This window comes from Amycolatopsis speibonae, from assembly GCF_042647925.1.
Taxonomy (GTDB): Bacteria; Actinomycetota; Actinomycetes; order Mycobacteriales; family Pseudonocardiaceae; genus Amycolatopsis; species Amycolatopsis speibonae.
Genome location: NZ_JBHRWK010000022.1, coordinates 121,537 through 137,582, shown reverse-complemented (window position 1 = coordinate 137,582; position 16,046 = coordinate 121,537). Strand labels below are relative to the sequence as shown.

The 16,046-nt window shown below is 69.6% G+C and carries 17 protein-coding genes and 1 pseudogene; 12 read left to right on the top strand and 6 right to left on the bottom strand.

Features of this window, described 5'->3' with window-relative positions; translation table 11 throughout:
* Nucleotides 1–164: 164 nt before the first annotated feature.
* The gene (rmuC, locus tag ACFOSH_RS16620; protein ID WP_378239810.1) at nt 165–1,079 is read left to right on the top strand and encodes a DNA recombination protein RmuC; all 915 of its coding nucleotides are present in this window, start codon (nt 165–167) and stop codon (nt 1,077–1,079) included.
* 272 nt (nt 1,080–1,351) lie between these two features.
* On the top strand, nt 1,352–2,239 hold the full coding sequence (locus tag ACFOSH_RS16615) for a DUF6542 domain-containing protein (protein ID WP_378239809.1): 888 nt from the start codon (nt 1,352–1,354) through the stop codon (nt 2,237–2,239).
* A gap of 118 nt (nt 2,240–2,357) precedes the next feature.
* Here ACFOSH_RS16615 and ACFOSH_RS16610 read toward each other — a convergent pair whose 3' ends face one another.
* Nucleotides 2,358–3,371, bottom strand: a complete 1,014-nt coding sequence (locus ACFOSH_RS16610; RefSeq protein WP_378239808.1) for a 4-hydroxy-3-methylbut-2-enyl diphosphate reductase — start codon at nt 3,369–3,371, stop codon at nt 2,358–2,360.
* A gap of 152 nt (nt 3,372–3,523) precedes the next feature.
* Here ACFOSH_RS16610 and ACFOSH_RS16605 point away from each other — a divergent pair, with 152 nt between their 5' ends.
* From ACFOSH_RS16605 to ACFOSH_RS16580, 6 genes are all read left to right on the top strand, one after another.
* Nucleotides 3,524–4,204 (top strand): lipid droplet-associated protein, encoded by a 681-nt coding sequence (locus tag ACFOSH_RS16605; RefSeq protein WP_378239807.1) that lies wholly within the window; start codon nt 3,524–3,526, stop codon nt 4,202–4,204.
* Nucleotides 4,201–5,466, top strand: coding sequence for an exodeoxyribonuclease VII large subunit (xseA, locus tag ACFOSH_RS16600; RefSeq protein ID WP_378239806.1), 1,266 nt, complete (start codon nt 4,201–4,203; stop codon nt 5,464–5,466). The genes ACFOSH_RS16605 and xseA overlap by 4 nt, the downstream gene beginning before the upstream one ends.
* Nucleotides 5,463–5,864: a hypothetical protein gene (locus tag ACFOSH_RS16595; protein ID WP_378239805.1), complete on the top strand. Its 402-nt coding sequence runs from the start codon at nt 5,463–5,465 to the stop codon at nt 5,862–5,864. The genes xseA and ACFOSH_RS16595 overlap by 4 nt, the downstream gene beginning before the upstream one ends.
* Nucleotides 5,861–6,094, top strand: coding sequence for an exodeoxyribonuclease VII small subunit (locus tag ACFOSH_RS16590; protein WP_378239804.1), 234 nt, complete (start codon nt 5,861–5,863; stop codon nt 6,092–6,094). The genes ACFOSH_RS16595 and ACFOSH_RS16590 overlap by 4 nt, the downstream gene beginning before the upstream one ends.
* Nucleotides 6,095–6,179: 85 nt before the next feature.
* A complete protein-coding gene (glpX, locus tag ACFOSH_RS16585) occupies nt 6,180–7,250 on the top strand; it encodes a class II fructose-bisphosphatase (protein WP_378239803.1) in 1,071 nt (356 codons plus the stop codon).
* 9 nt (nt 7,251–7,259) lie between these two features.
* Nucleotides 7,260–8,033, top strand: coding sequence for a S1 family peptidase (locus tag ACFOSH_RS16580; RefSeq protein ID WP_378239802.1), 774 nt, complete (start codon nt 7,260–7,262; stop codon nt 8,031–8,033).
* A gap of 6 nt (nt 8,034–8,039) precedes the next feature.
* Here ACFOSH_RS16580 and ACFOSH_RS16575 read toward each other — a convergent pair whose 3' ends face one another.
* Nucleotides 8,040–9,029, bottom strand: coding sequence for an NAD(P)/FAD-dependent oxidoreductase (locus tag ACFOSH_RS16575; protein ID WP_378239801.1), 990 nt, complete (start codon nt 9,027–9,029; stop codon nt 8,040–8,042).
* Between the two features lie 113 nt (nt 9,030–9,142).
* On the opposite strand from ACFOSH_RS16575, the gene ACFOSH_RS16570 reads away from it, so the two are divergent.
* Complete coding sequence (locus ACFOSH_RS16570; protein ID WP_378239800.1) at nt 9,143–10,540, top strand: class II fumarate hydratase; 1,398 nt, start codon at nt 9,143–9,145, stop codon at nt 10,538–10,540.
* On the opposite strand, the gene ACFOSH_RS16565 is transcribed toward ACFOSH_RS16570, so the two are convergent.
* Complete coding sequence (locus tag ACFOSH_RS16565; RefSeq protein ID WP_378239799.1) at nt 10,537–11,118, bottom strand: TetR/AcrR family transcriptional regulator; 582 nt, start codon at nt 11,116–11,118, stop codon at nt 10,537–10,539. The two genes, ACFOSH_RS16570 and ACFOSH_RS16565, sit on opposite strands and share 4 nt — an antisense overlap.
* A gap of 44 nt (nt 11,119–11,162) precedes the next feature.
* On the opposite strand from ACFOSH_RS16565, the gene ACFOSH_RS16560 reads away from it, so the two are divergent.
* Nucleotides 11,163–11,621 carry an SRPBCC family protein gene (locus tag ACFOSH_RS16560; RefSeq protein ID WP_378239797.1) on the top strand — a complete coding sequence of 153 codons (459 nt, stop codon included), beginning with the start codon at nt 11,163–11,165 and terminating at the stop codon, nt 11,619–11,621.
* Here ACFOSH_RS16560 and ACFOSH_RS16555 read toward each other — a convergent pair.
* Nucleotides 11,619–12,449, bottom strand: a pseudogene (locus ACFOSH_RS16555) (DMT family transporter); the annotation flags it as partial. The gene ACFOSH_RS16560 and the pseudogene ACFOSH_RS16555 overlap by 3 nt on opposite strands.
* Before the next feature lie 292 nt (nt 12,450–12,741).
* Here ACFOSH_RS16555 and ACFOSH_RS16550 point away from each other — a divergent pair.
* Nucleotides 12,742–13,584: a helix-turn-helix transcriptional regulator gene (locus ACFOSH_RS16550; protein WP_378239796.1), complete on the top strand. Its 843-nt coding sequence runs from the start codon at nt 12,742–12,744 to the stop codon at nt 13,582–13,584.
* A gap of 46 nt (nt 13,585–13,630) precedes the next feature.
* On the top strand, nt 13,631–15,148 hold the full coding sequence (locus ACFOSH_RS16545; protein WP_378239795.1) for an ATP-dependent DNA ligase: 1,518 nt from the start codon (nt 13,631–13,633) through the stop codon (nt 15,146–15,148).
* A gap of 55 nt (nt 15,149–15,203) precedes the next feature.
* On the opposite strand, the gene ACFOSH_RS16540 is transcribed toward ACFOSH_RS16545, so the two are convergent.
* Together ACFOSH_RS16540 and ACFOSH_RS16535 are read right to left on the bottom strand one after the other, a co-directional pair.
* The gene (locus tag ACFOSH_RS16540; protein ID WP_378239794.1) at nt 15,204–15,581 is read right to left on the bottom strand and encodes a hypothetical protein; all 378 of its coding nucleotides are present in this window, start codon (nt 15,579–15,581) and stop codon (nt 15,204–15,206) included.
* On the bottom strand, nt 15,578–16,012 hold the full coding sequence (locus ACFOSH_RS16535) for a hypothetical protein (RefSeq protein ID WP_378239793.1): 435 nt from the start codon (nt 16,010–16,012) through the stop codon (nt 15,578–15,580). The genes ACFOSH_RS16540 and ACFOSH_RS16535 overlap by 4 nt, the downstream gene beginning before the upstream one ends.
* Between the last annotated feature and the right edge of the window lie 34 nt (nt 16,013–16,046).

The following is a 16,046-nucleotide window of genomic DNA, read 5'->3' as shown; positions in this document are numbered from 1 at the left end:
GCCGCGCACCGGCCGGGAAGGGGAGGCGCGCCCTTGGCGCCCCTGCGCTTTCCGACACGCCGGGGACGGCGCAGGTCAGATACGGAGCGCGATCGGGCCGTCCGGTTTTTGTCGGTGGGTTCCGCCATGATGTTCCCCGACTCGGATCCGGAGGGGAGGTACCGGTGGCGACGGTGATCACCACCGCGGCCGTCGTGCTCGCGTTGTTGCTGCTCGTCGCGGTCGCGCTGCTGTGGCGGCTGTACAACGACGGTATGCGGCGGGCGGACGCGGCGGCGAAACTGGTCGCCGCCGAGCGGTCGAAGGCGGATCAGCAGCAACTCGCACTACGCCGGTACGAGGTCGCCTTCGCCTCGATCAGCGGCCGCGGTGAACTCGGCGAGCAAGTGCTCCTGGAGACCGCACGCGCGCTCGGGCTCCGCGAGGAGCTGCACTTCACGCTGCAAACGGACCTCGCGGGCGGCGGCGCGGCGAAACCGGACATGGTGCTGCGGGTCGGCGGCGGGCGGACAGTGCCTGTCGACGCCAAGGCGAGCATGGCCTGCTGGGCCGAGGCCGTCGAAACGAACGACCCCGAAGAGCGGCTGGACGCGCTGCGCGTCCACGTCCGGCAGATCCGGTCGAGGGCGGCCGAACTGGCGGGCAAGGGCTACCAGCGCTGGGCCGACGCGATCTACGGGACGATCATGTTCGTCCCGTCCGACGCGGCCGTGGTGGCCGCGCTGGACACCGACCCGGAACTGCTGCGCTGGATGCTGGACAGGCGGGTCTTCCTCTGCGGGCCGACCGGATTCGCCGTGCTGGCGTCCGCCGCGCTGTTCGCCGCGACCGAGCGGGCCCTGGTCGAGGACGTCGAGCAGGTCCGCGCGGGTGCCGCGGCCGCGCACCGGGCCGCGGGCAACGCGGTCGACGCGCTGAACCTGTCGAGCACCCATCTGCAGCGCTTCATCTCGGCCCGCCGCCGGGAGCTGGACGCGCTCGAAAGTTTCCGGAGCACGGTCTCACCGCTGACGGACGCTTCGGGCAGTCCTGCGCCGGTGCCACTGATCAGGAAGGCGGACGAACTCCCCGCCTCGTGAGGCGGGAAAAGCGAGCGTTCAGGCGCTGGCTCGTGAGTGGCAAGGACGGTTAGAACAGTCCTGACCACTCACGAGGGTAGGTTCCCTACCTGCGATTTCCGGAATCGGAGGCTCCGTTTCGGCCTCGTTGACAACCTTGTCGCACCCCTACACGTAGTACCTCTGGAAAACACTCGGGCAGTCCGTCCGGGTGGTCCGGAATGACCACTACCAGGCGATAGACATACCGCCTGTTGGCGGTATGTCCGCAGCTTGGATATACGGTGGGGCCTGTGACCGCGATTCGCGATCGCCAGAGCGATCCTGATGCCGACGACGTTCCCGTAGCCTGGGACGAGCGTCCGCTCGTCGGCGCCAGGCGCGGGCTGCCCTGGTGGGCCGCCGTCCTGGTGGGCTTCGGGCTCGCCATCCTTGGCGCCTTCATCGACGTGATGACGCAGAAGGACCTGGGCCTGCTGTTCAAGATCTTCTACGCGCTCGGCGCGGTGGTCGCCGTGGTGGCCGTCCAGCGCCGCGGGCTGTTCGGCCCGATGGTGCAGCCGCCCCTGGTCCTCGCCGTGACCGTGCCGGGGGTCATTCTGCTGACCTCGGACAACAGCAAGGGCTCGGACCTGCTCGAAAGAGCCTTCGACATCGGCACGCCGCTGATCAACGGGTTCCCGACGATGGCCATCACCACCGGTGTCACCCTGGCGATCGGCATCTTCCGGATCTACCGCGAACGCGATCCCGACGCCCCGGCGAAGGTCAAGCCCGGTGCCAAGCCGGAACGTCGCGACGACGCCAAGCCCGCGGCCCGTCCCGCCGCCGCTCCGGGCCGTGGCCGTCCGCCGTCCCGGACCGGCCAGACTCCGCCCCCGCCGTCGCGCCGCGGTGCTCCGCGAGACAGCGCTCCGCGTGACGGTGTGCCGCCCCGCCGCCGCCCGCCCGCCGAAGACGAGCGTCGTCCCCGTCGCGACGCCGAGCCGGGTGCCCGCAAACCGCCGCCCCCGGGACGTCAGCCTCGTCGGCCGCGGCCGGAAGAGGGTGGCGAACCCCGCCGCCGCGACCCGCGCGGCGAAAGTGCTCCCGGTGCCCCGCGCCGCCGTCCGCCGCGTGCGGACGACCCGCGCCGCGGAGGGCAGCCGCCCCGCCGCCGCCCGTGGGACGATGAGCGCTGACGAGCGGCGAAGCAAGGGACCTTTGCTCTCACTTGAGCCTCTGACCAGCGCTTGAGTCCGGTCAAAAGAAGGGGCCGCCCGAGGAACTCCTCGGACGGCCCTTTCGTATTCGGAAGCCTCAGGCCCTGCCGACCTTCTTCAGCTCGTGCGGCAGCGCGAACGCGATCTTCTCGTTCGCCGTGGTGACCTCGTCGACGTTGCCCCAGCCGCGCTCGGCCAGCCACGCCAGCAGGTCCATGACCAGTACCTCCGGCACCGAAGCGCCGCTCGTGACGCCGACGGTCTCGACACCTTCGAGCCACGCTTCGTCGACCTCGTGCGCGAAGTCGACAAGGTGCGACGCGCGCGCCCCCGCCTTCAGCGCGACCTCGACCAGCCGCTTCGAGTTGGACGAGTTCGTCGAGCCGACCACCAGGACCAGGTCGCATTCGGCGGCCATGGCCTTGACCGCGACCTGACGGTTCGTGGTGGCGTAGCAGATGTCGTCGCTGGGCGGGTCGGCCAAACCGGGGAACTTGTCCCGCAGCTGATCGACGCGCTCCATGGTCTCGTCCACCGAAAGGGTGGTCTGCGAAAGCCAGATGACCTTCGACGGGTCGCGGATCTCGACCTTGTCGACGTCCTCGGCGGTGTCGACGAGCTGCACCTTGTCGGGAGCCTCGCCGGCGGTGCCTTCGACCTCTTCGTGGCCTTCGTGGCCGATCAGCAGGATGTCGTAGTCGTCCTTCGCGAACCGGTTGACTTCCTTGTGCACCTTCGTCACCAGCGGGCAGGTCGCGTCGATGGTCCGCAGATTGCGCTCGGCCGCCTCGGCGTGCACCGCGGGCGAGACGCCGTGCGCGGAGAACACCACCAATTCGCCTTCCGGCACCTCGGAGGTCTCGTCGACGAAGATCACCCCGCGATCGCGCAGGGTCTCCACGACGTGCCGGTTGTGCACGATCTCCTTGCGCACGTACACCGGTGCGCCGTAGAGCTCGAGTGCCTTCTCCACGGCGATGACCGCGCGGTCGACACCCGCGCAATAACCACGAGGCTTGGCGAGCAGGACACGTTTGCCACCTGCCGGCACACCGGACTCGGTGATCGTCGGACTGCCGGCGGGCGTGATTCCGGGACTCGCAGAACTCATGACCTCCAGGGTACGGGCTGCCCCGGGGGCTCCTCACACTCACGTTCAGGTGACCAGGGAACCCCTCGAAAGTATGTGCGTGGAGTCACGTCCTGTGAACCTGCGTCCCCGTTCGGTTGGGCAGGATGGACCAAATACGGCAGGCTAGAGGTATGAAGCCTCTCCCGCTCCCCCTCCGGGTCGCCGCGGGCCTCGCCGTCACCACCGCCGAGCGGGTTCGCGAACTTCCCAAGCAGCTCACCGGGCTCCCCGTCACGGTGGTCAGCCAGGTGCTCCAGTTCTCCATGCGCGTCCAGCAGCACGTCACCGAACTGGCGATCAAGGGTGACGACGCGCTGTCCGGCCTTCGCCCGGTCGAGGACACCCCCAGCTGGGCCACCTTCGACGAAGATCTCCCTCCGGATCTCGGCGAACGCCGGTACGAACGCGACTCGTGCGTGATCCCGCTACGGGAAGACGCCGAAGTCCCGGAGCCGCGTGCCGAGGTGAACGGTCACCTCGGTGTTCTCGATGGACTCGAAGGGCTCACCGAAGACCCGTGGGCCGAGGAGGAGCGCGCGCTCGCCGAGGACCACGCCGACGGCGAGTTCGACAGCGTGAGCGCCCCCGTGACCTCGGGCCCCGCCGGGCTGGACGACTACGACACGCTCACCCTGCCGCAGCTGCGCGCCCGTCTGCGCCGGTTCGATCTCGCGCAGCTGGAAGAACTGCTGACCTATGAACGGGCGAACGCCGACAGGGCGTCGTTCGTCGGCATGCTCGCGCGCCGCATCGGGAACGTGAAGAAGGCCGAGAACGACGGCGACGACACCGGCAGCGCGGAAGGCCAGTGACCGCCGAGCCCACTTCGGCCGCGGCGGGCCCGTCCACCACCGCCGAGAACCCGTGGCCGGTCCGCACGGTCGCCCGCAAGGTCGGCGAGTGGATCAACCGGCTCGGCGTGGTCTGGGTGGAGGGTCAGGTCACGCAGATCTCGGCCCGGCCGGGCACCAACACCGCCTTCCTGACCCTGCGTGACCCGTCGGCGGACGTCTCGATGTCGGTGACCTGCCCGATGGGCCTGCTGCGCGCGATCGACCCGCCGCTGCGCGAAGGCGCGAGCGTCGTGGTGCACGCCAAACCGACGTTCTTCATGAACCGCGGGTCGTTCAGCCTGCGCGCCAACGAGATCCGCGCGGTCGGCATCGGCGAGCTGCTCGCGAGGATCGAGCGGCTGCGACGGCTGCTGGCCGCCGAAGGCCTGTTCGCGCCCGAGCGCAAACGCAAGATCCCGTTCCTGCCCAAGGGAATCGGGCTGATCACCGGCCGCGCCTCCGCCGCCGAACGCGACGTCCTGGTGAACGCGCAGGCTCGCTGGCCGCATGTCGCGTTCAAGGTGATCAACACCGCCGTGCAGGGTTCGCTCGCCGTCCCGCAGATCCTCCAGGCACTGTCCAAACTGGACCGTGACCCGGACGTCGACGTCATCGTGATCGCGCGCGGCGGCGGCAGCGTGGAAGATCTCCTGCCGTTCTCCGACGAGGCACTGTGCCGCGCTGTTTCCGCGGCCGGGACCCCGGTGGTCAGCGCCATCGGGCACGAGCCCGACACCCCGCTGCTCGACCACGTCGCCGATCTCCGCTGTTCGACGCCGACCGACGCCAGCAAGCGGATCGTGCCCGACGTGCGTGAGGAGACCCAGCGTGTCCGCCAGATGCGCGACCGCGGCCGCCGCGCCCTGCACGGCTGGGTCGACACCCAGGTCAGGCTGCTGAACCAGACGCGCAGCCGTCCCGTGCTCGCCGACCCGCTCGGCCCGATCCAGCGGCGCTCCGACGACGTCGAGATCCATCGCGAACGTGGTCGCCGCGCGATGCTCACCCTGCTCGCCAAGGATCAGGCCGAGATCGCCAGCGCCCGCGCGCGGCTGACCGCGCTCGGCCCGGCGGCGACCCTCGAACGCGGCTACGCGGTGGTGCAGTACACCGACACCGAAGGCAACCTCCAGGTACTCCGGTCCGTCTCCGAGGTCGTGGACGGCGCGAAACTGCGCGTCCGCGTGGTCGACGGCGCGCTCGGCGCCGTCGTCTCGGGGGAGCCGGAGGAGGGCCGTTGACGGCGAGTTTCCTGCCTATGACCGTCGACGCCGCGATGCGCGCGGACGCCCCGGAGGTGCTGCGCAACGCGCTGCTGGCCGACCGCGCCGCCGGGGAATGCTGGACCGTCCTGCTCGCGGGCTGCGAGTTCGCGACCAAACGCGGCCTCGACGCCCAGCTGCGCAAGCTGTCGGAGGCCACCGCGGAACACGTCGGCACCCGATGGTGGTTCGCGGACGGCGCCGTGCACCGGAAACGGGTGGCGAGAGCACAGGAGAACCTCGTCGCGGCGATCGCGGAGGGTGACGGCCAGGAGTTCGCTCTCGCCTTCGTGGGTTACGACAACGCCATGGCCGGCGCGGTAGTGTGCGCGGGTATCGGCAAGCACCGACGTCCGGTAGAAGGAAGCACAGCGTGAGCAAACCCGGTGGCGACACCGCCGAACTCGGCTACGAGCAGGCCCGCGACAGGCTGGTGGAGGTCGTCCGCGAACTCGAAGCGGGCGGGCTGTCCCTGGAACAGTCGCTGGCCCTGTGGGAGAAGGGCGAGCAGCTGGCGAAGGTCTGCGAGCACCACCTCGATGGCGCGCGCGAGCGGATCGAGGCCGCGCTGTCGTCCGTCGAAGACGAGCCTGGCAACGGTCAGTGACGTTCACCATGCTCCTGAGCCACCGAACCACCGTGGGTATCTGAGAGACTGGGACCCCGCCGAGTTCCCTGATCCGGGAGGCAGCATGCCCACCCCCACCTCGTCCGCCAGCTCTTCCCGCCGCCGTGAAGCGCCCGATCGCAACCTCGCGATGGAATTGGTCCGCGTGACCGAAGCCGCCGCGATGGCCGCGGGCCGCTGGGTGGGGCGCGGGGACAAGATCGGCGGGGACGGTGCCGCCGTGGACGCGATGCGCCAGCTGGTCTCGACGGTGTCGATGCGCGGCGTCGTCGTCATCGGCGAAGGCGAGAAGGATGAAGCCCCGATGCTGTTCAACGGGGAAGAGGTCGGCAACGGCGACGGGCCGGACTGCGACGTCGCGGTCGACCCGGTCGACGGGACGACCCTGATGGCCAAGGGCATGCCGAACGCGCTGGCCGTGCTCGCGGTCGCCGAACGCGGCGCGATGTTCGACCCGTCCGCCGTCTTCTACATGGAGAAGCTCGCCGTCGGCCCGGACGCCGCGGGCAAGGTCGACCTGGCCGCCCCGGTCGCGGAGAACATCCGCCGGGTCGCGAAGGCCAAGAACTCCAGCGTCTCCGACGTCACCGTGTGCATCCTCGACAGGCCGCGCCACGAACAGCTGATCAAGGAGGTCCGCGAGGCGGGCGCCCGGATCCGCTTCATCTCCGACGGCGACGTCGCCGGCGCGATCGCCGCGGCCCGGCCGAGCACCGGCGTCGACATGCTGCTCGGTATCGGCGGCACCCCCGAAGGCATCATCGCGGCCTGCGCGATGAAGTGCCTCGGCGGCGAACTGCAGGGCCGCCTGTGGCCGAAGGACGACGCGGAGCGCGAGAAGGCGCTGGCCGCGGGCCACGACCTCGACCGAGTACTCGGCAACGACGACCTCGTCCGCGGCGACAACGTGTTCTTCTGCGCCACCGGCGTCACCGACGGCGACCTGCTGCGCGGCGTGCACTACCGCGCGGGCGGCGCGACCACCCAGTCGATCGTGATGCGCTCGAAGTCCGGCACGGTCCGGATGATCGACGGCTACCACCGGCTGACCAAGCTCCGCTCGTACTCGTCCGTCAACTTCGACGGCCACCTCGACGACTCACTGGAAGTCGACGTGGTTCCCCCGCTCCCCTAAGGAGAATCCGTGCTCAAGCGCGTGCTCGTGGTCCTGCTCGCGGCGATGGTCTTCACGCCGGTCGGGCAGGCCACGGGCGCGGGCGATCTCGTCGGCGGCAGAGAGGCCGACGAGCCGTATCCGTTCGTCACGTCGCTGCATTCGGCCTCCGGCAAGGCTTTCTGCGCCGGCGCGCTGATCGCGGCGGACTGGCTCGTGACGGCGGGACACTGTGTGGAGGGCAAGAACCCGGCGAACCTGAGCGCGCGGATCGGCAGCAACGACAACACCCAGGGCGGCGAGATCGCGAAACTCGCCGAGGTCGTGGTGAACCCGTCGTACAACCCCGAACCCGAGCACGCGGGCGGGGATCTCGCCTTGGTGCGGCTGGCCGCGCCGGTGAAGACGGTGCCGATCGCGCTCGGCGCCGTCGTGGCTCCGGGGACGCCGACGCGGCTGCTCGGCTGGGGCCAGACGTGCCCGACTTCCGGCTGCGGCAAGGGCCCGGCGAAGCTGCGGCAACTGGACACGAAGATCGTCGAAGGCGTGCGCTGCACCGCGAAGTTCGACGGTGCCGTCGAACTGTGCACCGACAACCCCGACGGGAAATCAGGCTCGTGCTACGGCGATTCCGGCGGACCGGAGATCGCCAAGGTGGACGGGAAGTGGGTGCTGCTGGGCACGATCAGCCGCCCGGGCAACGCGGACCCGGTGTGCGCGACTTCGCCGTCGATCGCCACTTCGGTGGTGGCGTACGCGCAGTGGATCGCCGAGAAGACCACGCCGCCTACTTCGCCCGCTTAACGCTCGCTACTCCGCGTTGCTGGAGTGCCCAGGGAACAGATGCGCGTCCGGGTTCAACGCGACCGTGATGTTGTTGACCGCCGTCGCCGCTTCCCCGAAGCCGGTCGCGATCAGCTTCACCTTCCCCGGATACGCCGCGACGTCGCCCGCCGCGTAGACCCGCTCCCGCGGTGTCGCCATCGTCGAGTCGACGGCGATCGCACGGTGGTCGATCTGCAGCCCCCAGCTTTCGATCGGCCCGAGATCCGCGGTGAACCCGAGCGCCGCGACCACCGTGTCGGCGCGCAGCAGTTCGGGTTCGGCCCCCTTGGCCTGGATCTCGACCGCCGCCAGCGCGCCGTCGCGGTCGAGGAACCGGGTGACCTCGGCGTCGGTGACGATCCGCACGCCGAGGTCCCGCGCCTGCCGCACGATCGACTCGGCCGCGCGGAACTTCGCGCGCCGGTGCACGAGGGTGACGCTCGCGGCGGCCGGATGCAGCGCGAGCACCCAGTCGAACGCCGAATCCCCGCCGCCGACGACGACCACGTGCTGCCCGGCGTGCGCCTGCAACGCGGGCACGAAGTGGACCATGCCCCGGCCGAGCCAGCCGTCACCGGCGGGCAGCGGCCGCGGGGTGAACTCGCCGATCCCGGCGGTGATCAGCACCGCGCCGGCGCGCAGGACCTGACCGCCGTCGAGCGTGATGGTGATGCCGTCCTCGACACTTTCGAGTTTCTCGGCCTTGCGCCCGAGCAGATACGCGGGTTTCCACGGCGCCGCCTGATCGAGCAGGCCCTGCACCAGATCCCGGCCCCGGACCTCGGCGAACCCGCCGACGTCGTAGATCATCTTTTCGGGGTACATCGCGGTGACCTGTCCGCCTGCCTCCGGCAGTGAATCCACGACGGCCATCGAAAGACCGCGGAATCCCGCGTAGTAAGCGGCGAAAAGACCCGTCGGACCGGCCCCGATGATGACGAGGTCGTACGACGTCTCCCCAGCGGACTCGCTCATTCTGCACTCTCCCGGGAGGTGGTGGGGGGCGTGATCGAGAACACATTCGATCCTAGCCCTCGCGTGCCGAAAGACACGGAGCGCGCCGGGAGGCACTGCGCGAGACTTGGGGTATGCCTGAACAGGAATACCGGATCGAACACGACACCATGGGTGAGGTTCGCGTCCCCGTCGACGCCCTCTACCGCGCGCAGACGCAGCGCGCCGTCGAGAACTTCCCGATCTCCGGCCGGGGCCTGGAGCGTGCCCAGATCCGCGCGCTCGGCCTGCTGAAGGCCGCCGCCGCGCGGGTCAACGCGAAGCTCGGCGTTCTGGACGCCGACGTCGCCGAGGCCATCGCGAAGGCCGCCGACGAGGTCGCTGAGGGCAAGCACGACGCGCACTTCCCGATCGACGTGTTCCAGACCGGCTCCGGGACCTCGTCGAACATGAACGCCAACGAGGTCATCGCGACGCTCGCGTCGAGGGCGCTTGGCCGCGACGTGCACCCGAACGACCACGTCAACGCCTCGCAGTCCTCGAACGACACCTTCCCGACGACGATCCACGTGGCCGCGACGGAAGCCGTGCTGTCCGACGTGATCCCGGCGCTGGAGTACCTGGCCGCCGCGATCGAAACGCGGGCGACCGAATGGGCGGACATCGTCAAGTCCGGCCGCACGCACCTGATGGACGCCGTCCCGATCACCTTCGGCCAGGAGGCGGGCGCGTGGGCGTCGCAGGTCCGGTTCGGGGTCGAGCGGCTGAAGTCGGGTCTGCCGCGGCTCGGCGAACTGCCGATCGGCGGGACCGCGGTCGGCTCCGGCCTGAACGCTCCCGAGGGCTTCGGCTCGGCCGTCTCGCAGGAACTGGCTTCGGTGACCGGCCTTCCGCTGACCGAGGCGCGTGACCACTTCGAGGCGCAGGCGACGCAGGACAGCGTCGTCGAGACGTCCGGGCATCTGCGCACGGTCGCGGTGTCGCTGAACAAGATCGCGAACGACCTGCGCTGGCTGGGTTCCGGCCCGCGCACCGGGCTCGCCGAACTCGCGCTGCCGGATCTGCAGCCGGGTTCGTCGATCATGCCGGGCAAGGTGAACCCGGTGATCCCGGAGGCGACGCTGCAGGTGGTCGCCCAGGTGATCGGGAACGACGCGGCGGTCGCCTTCGCGGGCGCGGCGGGCAACTTCCAGCTCAACGTGAACCTGCCGGTCATCGCGCGCAACGTGCTCGAATCGGCGCGGCTGCTCGCGGCCGTCTCGCGGCTGCTGGCGGACAAGGTGTTCGCGGGCGTGACGGTGAACGCCGACCGCGCGCGCGAGTACGCCGAGGGCTCGCCGTCGATCGTGACGCCGCTGAACTCCTACATCGGCTACGAAGAGGCCGCCGCGATCGCGAAGCTGGCGCTCAAGGAGCTGAAGACGATCCGCGAGGTCGTGATCGAACGCGGTCACGTCGCGAACGGCAAGCTCACCGAGGCCCAGCTGGACGAAGCCCTCGACGTGCTCCGCATGGCGCGCGGAGGCCGCTAAGCACCGAGAGCGACCACAGCCGCATGGAGCGGTGAGGCGAGCGAAGCCGCGAGCCCAGCCGAAGGCGGTGTCTCGGTGAACAGGTGCAGCCACGTCAGCACCGGGCCGAGCAGGATCGCGTGCACCAGAGCCGGATCGGGCCGTTGTGAGAGTTCCCCTCTCGCGACGGCCCGATCCAGCATCAGGACCAGATATCCGCGTTCACGGCCGAGGAAAACGTCACCGAACCGCGCTTCCAGTACCGGATCCGCGCGGACGTCGGCGAGCAGCGACGGCAGCGCCTGCCGCAGCTCCACACTGTCCAAAGAGGACTGGATCACGTCGAGGACCGCCGCCACGTCGCCCCGCAGCGAACCGGTGTCCTCCGGCGGTTCGAGCTCGACGGGATGGATCACCGCGGCGAACACGAGTTCCGCCTTCGACCGCCACCGCCGGTACACCGCGGCCTTGCCGACGACCGCCCGCGCCGCGACCGCGTCGATCGTGCAGCGCTGGTAACCGGTTTCGGCCAGCAACGCCCGCACGGCATCGCGGACCGCGTCGTCGATTCCCTCTTCCCTCGGCCTGCCTCTCACCATGCACCCCAGTTTACGAGACTGATAGTTCCGTATATCGTCCGGGTATGACCTGGACCAGAACCTCCCGCGAAATCCTGCCCTGCCCGCCTTCCGCGCTCTGGCCGTCGCTGGCCGGCTTCACGCGCTGGCCGTCCTGGGACCCCGACCTCGCCGAGGTCGAACTGCACGGTCCCGCCGAGGTGGGCTCGACCGGTTTCGTCGTCCCGTCCGGAGCCGTGCGCGGCCGCGTGCACTCACGGATCGCCGAGCCGTTCACGATCACTTCCCTTACCCAGGACCGCGAAGTCGCCATCCGCCAGCCGGTGCCCTTCGGCGCCATGGACATCGCGTTCAAGCTGACCACGGTCGACGGCGGGACGGAGTTCGTCCAGGAGATCAGGATCGGCGGGCCGCTGCGCGCGGTCATGGTCGCGATCATCGGCGGCGACGTCGTGAAGCACTTCGACGTCAAATGCGCTCGCCTCACCGAACTCGCGGCGGCGCAGGCCGATCACGACGCCTGAGGACACCAGCGCGACGCCGATCAGCTGGGAGAGGCGGAAATCCTGCATTCCCAACAGCAGTGACACCGCGAGCCCGGAGACCGGCATCAGCCCGACCAGCACCCCGGCCCGGTCCGCGCCCAGCGCCGAAACCGCCGAGTACCAAAGAAGAAACGCGATCGCCGTGACGACGACCGTCAGGTAGCCGAGCGCGATCAGTTCACGCCCGTCCGGCCACGCCCAGGCGCCCGACGGGTCGGCGATCGTGCCGACCACCGCGCCGCCGACGCCCGCGGCCCAACAACTCCAGGTCGCGGTCGCCAACGGCCCGAGGCGTTCGAGCACGCCGACGGCGAGCAACGTGAACAGCGCTTCACACACCATCGCCAGTGTCGCGAGCACCAGCCCCTGCCAGCGCGCCGCGCCGCCGCCGGACAGCACGGCGATCCCGAGCCCGGCGAGCACCGCCCCGGTCACCGGCGCCCACGAGGGCCGTCTTCCCCTGCCCAGCGGGCCGGCGAGCGCGAGCACGAGCGGCGTGCCGCCGAGGAACGCGGCGACCAGGCCGGGTTCGGCGTAACGCTGCGCGAACAGCAGGCACGCCTGGAACCCGATCATCCCGGTCGCCGCGAGGGCGATCAGCGACGGCACGTCGCGCGGGCCCGGCAGCGGCAACGGTCGTCCGCGCAGCCGCGCCCACGCCAGCAGGAGCAAACCCGCCAGCGCGTAACGCAGCGCCTGTCCGGTGATGACCGGGTAGCCGTCGAGCATCCCCGTCACCGGCACGGACGCGCCGACGATCAGGACCCCCAGTACGCCGACCGTCACGCTTCTTCGTTCGCTGTCCATGCCTCCACGATGTCGGCGTTTTGGCCCAAAGCACAGGGCCAGAACCTGCCTTCCGGACAGGACCATAAGAGGGTGGCCGTCTCCTGCAGTCCGTGAAGGCCTCCTTCCCTACCCTGAAGGTAGGGAAGGAGGCCTTCACGGACTTCGTGATCACCGCGGCGGTGACCCATCTGTCCAGTGCCTCGTGAGTGGCAACGACGGTTAGACCCGAATCGGCACTCACGACCACCCGGACCAGCCTGGGTCTGCCAGGGCCAGGCACGCGTCCCCGACGTCCGGGATACTTGTCGACATGACCGAGACGGCCGAACTGGGCGACTTCCTCAAGGCACGCAGGGCCGCGCTGGATCCGGCGGACCTCGGCCTGCCGACGGGGTTCAACCAGCGACGGGTCGCCGGGCTGCGACGCGAAGAGCTCGCGCAGCTGGCCGGGATCAGCGTCGACTACTACACGCGGCTGGAGCAGGGCCGGGCGCGCAACGTGTCCGATTCCGTCCTCGATTCGCTGAGCCGGGCACTGCGGCTGCACCGCGACGAGGAGACCTACCTGCGCAATCTGGCCGCCCCGAAACGCAGACGCGTCGCGCGGCCGCGGGCGCAGCGGATCCGGCCGGAACTGCAGCTGATGCTGAACGCGATCCAGTCCCCGGCGTTCGTCTTCGGCCGCTACCTCGACGTGCTGGCCTGGAACCCACTCGGCAGCGCACTGGCCTTCGACTTCGCCGGGCGCCCGCCGGGCGAGCGCAACATCCCGAAGATGTTCTTCCTCGACGAGCGCGCCCGCGAGTTGCACCCGGAGTGGGAAACCGTGGCGAAAGAGGTCGTCGCGAACCTGCGGTCCGAGAGCGGGAAGTATCCGGACGACCCGTATCTCGCCCAGCTCGTCGGCGAACTCTCCCTCGGCAGCGAGGACTTCCGGAAGCTGTGGGCGAAGCACACCGTGCGCGAGAAGGCGCACTCGTGGAAGGCCATGATCAACCCGATCGTGGGTGAACTCCGGTTGCGCTACGAGACGCTGCGGCTGCCCGCCGATCCGGACCTGGCCCTGGTGATCTACACCGCCGAGCCCGGCTCCGACAGCGAGCGGGCGCTCGGCCTGCTCGCCAGCTGGGTCGCCGATCCCGCGCACGCCTGAACCCGCTCGGCGGGAAACTGTCGGTACCCGGGTTCATGATGGACCCATGTTGTTCACCGCGGTGGTGACCGCGTCGGCCGAACTGGCCGCCACGAGGTCCAGGAAGGCGAAGATCGCCACCCTGGCCGCGCTGCTGCGTGCCGCCGGTGAGCAGGAGCTTCCGGCGGTGGTCGCGTTCCTCACCGGGCAGCCGACGCAGGGCCGCATCGGCACCGGCTGGCGGACGCTGGCCGAACTGGACACGGCTCCGGCCGCCGAGCCGTCGTTGACCGTGGCCGAGGTCGACGAGGCGCTCGGCACGGTGGGGGCGGCGTCCGGTTCGGGGTCGGTGAAGCTGCGCGCGGACACGTTGCGGGCGTTGTTCACCGAGATGACGAAGGACGAGCAGCAGTTCCTGTTCCGGCTGCTCACGGGCGAGCTGAGGCAGGGCGCGCTCGAGGGGATCATGGTGGACGCCATCGCGGCGGCGTCCGAGATCCCGGCCGAGGAGGTCCGGCGGGCGTTCATGCTGTCCGGGCAGCTGCCGGTGACGGGCCTGGCGGCGATGACCGGCGGCCGGGAGCGGCTGGCGGAATTCAAGCTGGCCCTGGGCAGGCCGATCCGGCCGATGCTGGCGTCCCCGGCAGAGTCGCTGGAGGAGGCCATCACCGAACACACCGAGGCGCTGGTCGAGTACAAGATGGACGGCGCGCGGATCCAGGTCCACCGCGACGGCGACGAGGTGCACGTCTACACGCGAACGCTGCGGGAGATCACCGGCAGCGTCGGTGAACTGGTGGATCTCGTGCGCTCGCTGCCTTGCACGTCGGTGGTGCTCGACGGCGAGACCTTGGCGCTGACGGACGACGGCAGGCCGAGGCCGTTCCAGGAGACGATGAGCCGGTTCGGCAGCACCCGCGAGGAGCAGGTCAAGGCGTTGTTGCTGCGGCCGTACTTCTTCGACTGCCTGCACCTCGACGGCGTCGACCTGCTGGACGCACCGCTGTCCGAGCGGAACGCCGCGCTGCACAAGGTCGCCGGCGAACACGTGATCCCCGGCGAGATCGCGCCGGCCTCCGCCTCCGAGGTGCTGGAGGCGGCGATGGCCGCCGGGCACGAAGGCGTGATGGTCAAGGACCTCGCGTCGCCGTACGCGGCGGGCCGCCGCGGGCGCGCGTGGCTCAAGGTGAAACCGGTACACACGATCGACCTGATCGTGCTCGCCGCGGAATGGGGGCACGGCAGGCGCACAGGCACGCTGTCGAACCTGCATCTCGGCGCGCGCGATCCCGACGGCGGGCCGCCGATCATGGTCGGCAAGACGTTCAAGGGCATGACGGACGAGCTGCTGACCTGGCAGACGAAGACGTTCCAGGAGATAGAGACGCACCGCTCGGACTGGGCGGTCCACGTGCGGCCGGAGCTCGTCGTCGAAATCGAACTCGACGGGGCCCAGGTGAGCACGCGGTATCCGGGCGGGCTGGCCCTGCGCTTCGCGCGGGTCGTGCGCTACCGGCCGGACAAGGAGGCCGCCGATGCCGACACCATCGACACCGTGCGCGGCCTCCTCAAACCCAGCAATTAGTCACCTGCTTGCGGTCCTTGCGCGCGCAACGACCGCAAGCAGGTGACGAAACGCGTCAGTAGCAGCGGTCCGAAGAGATCTTGTAGGTGTAGTTGTTCGACAGGTTGGAGGTCACCTCGAACCGGATCTTGTGAAAGACCGGCGGCTCCCCGAGCACGCCGTGCTTCACCGTGTGCTCCTTGCCCGGCGCGATCGCCCCGCTCCAGAGGCCCTTGTCGAAGGTGTCGTCGATGATCTGGACGAGCATTCCCCGGTAGTCGTGGTTGTGCACGGTGATATCGATGCTCTGTCCCGCGCTCACCTCGACGACCTTGGTCGACGCGCCCATCAGCGGTCCGCCCTCACAGACCTTCGACGCCGCCGAAGCGGACGGTGCCATCAGCAGGGTGCCGGCCAGCGCGACCGGGACGACGGCGAGCAGCTTCTTGTTCATCGGTTCCCCACAACGGTCTTGACGACAGTGGACTGGACGGCCAGGTCGAGGCCGATTTTCATGTTTCCCCCGCAATAGGCCTTCTCGCCGTTCTTGAAATGCACCGTCAGATCTCCGGCGCATTCGAAGACCTTGACGTCCCAGGTGCGGGTGCCCGGCTTCAAACAGATCGCGTCCTTCCCGGCCCGGCGCATCCAGCCGTGATAGCCGGATTCGCAGGTAATGATCGGATCACTGCCCGAAGCGGGCGCCGGAGCCGCCTGTGCGGCGGTGACCGGCAGCAGTGCCACGGTGAGCGTGGCCCCAGCCAGTGCGGCGACCTTGACGTACGGACGCATGGATTCCCTTTCCGCAAATAATGTGAGAGTGTTTCGGAAAATTCCCATCCGGAATTCCCGGACGCCGATGACGTTAAAGGCGCCCGCGGCCACTCGGAAAGCGATTCACGGCCGCGAAATGGCCATG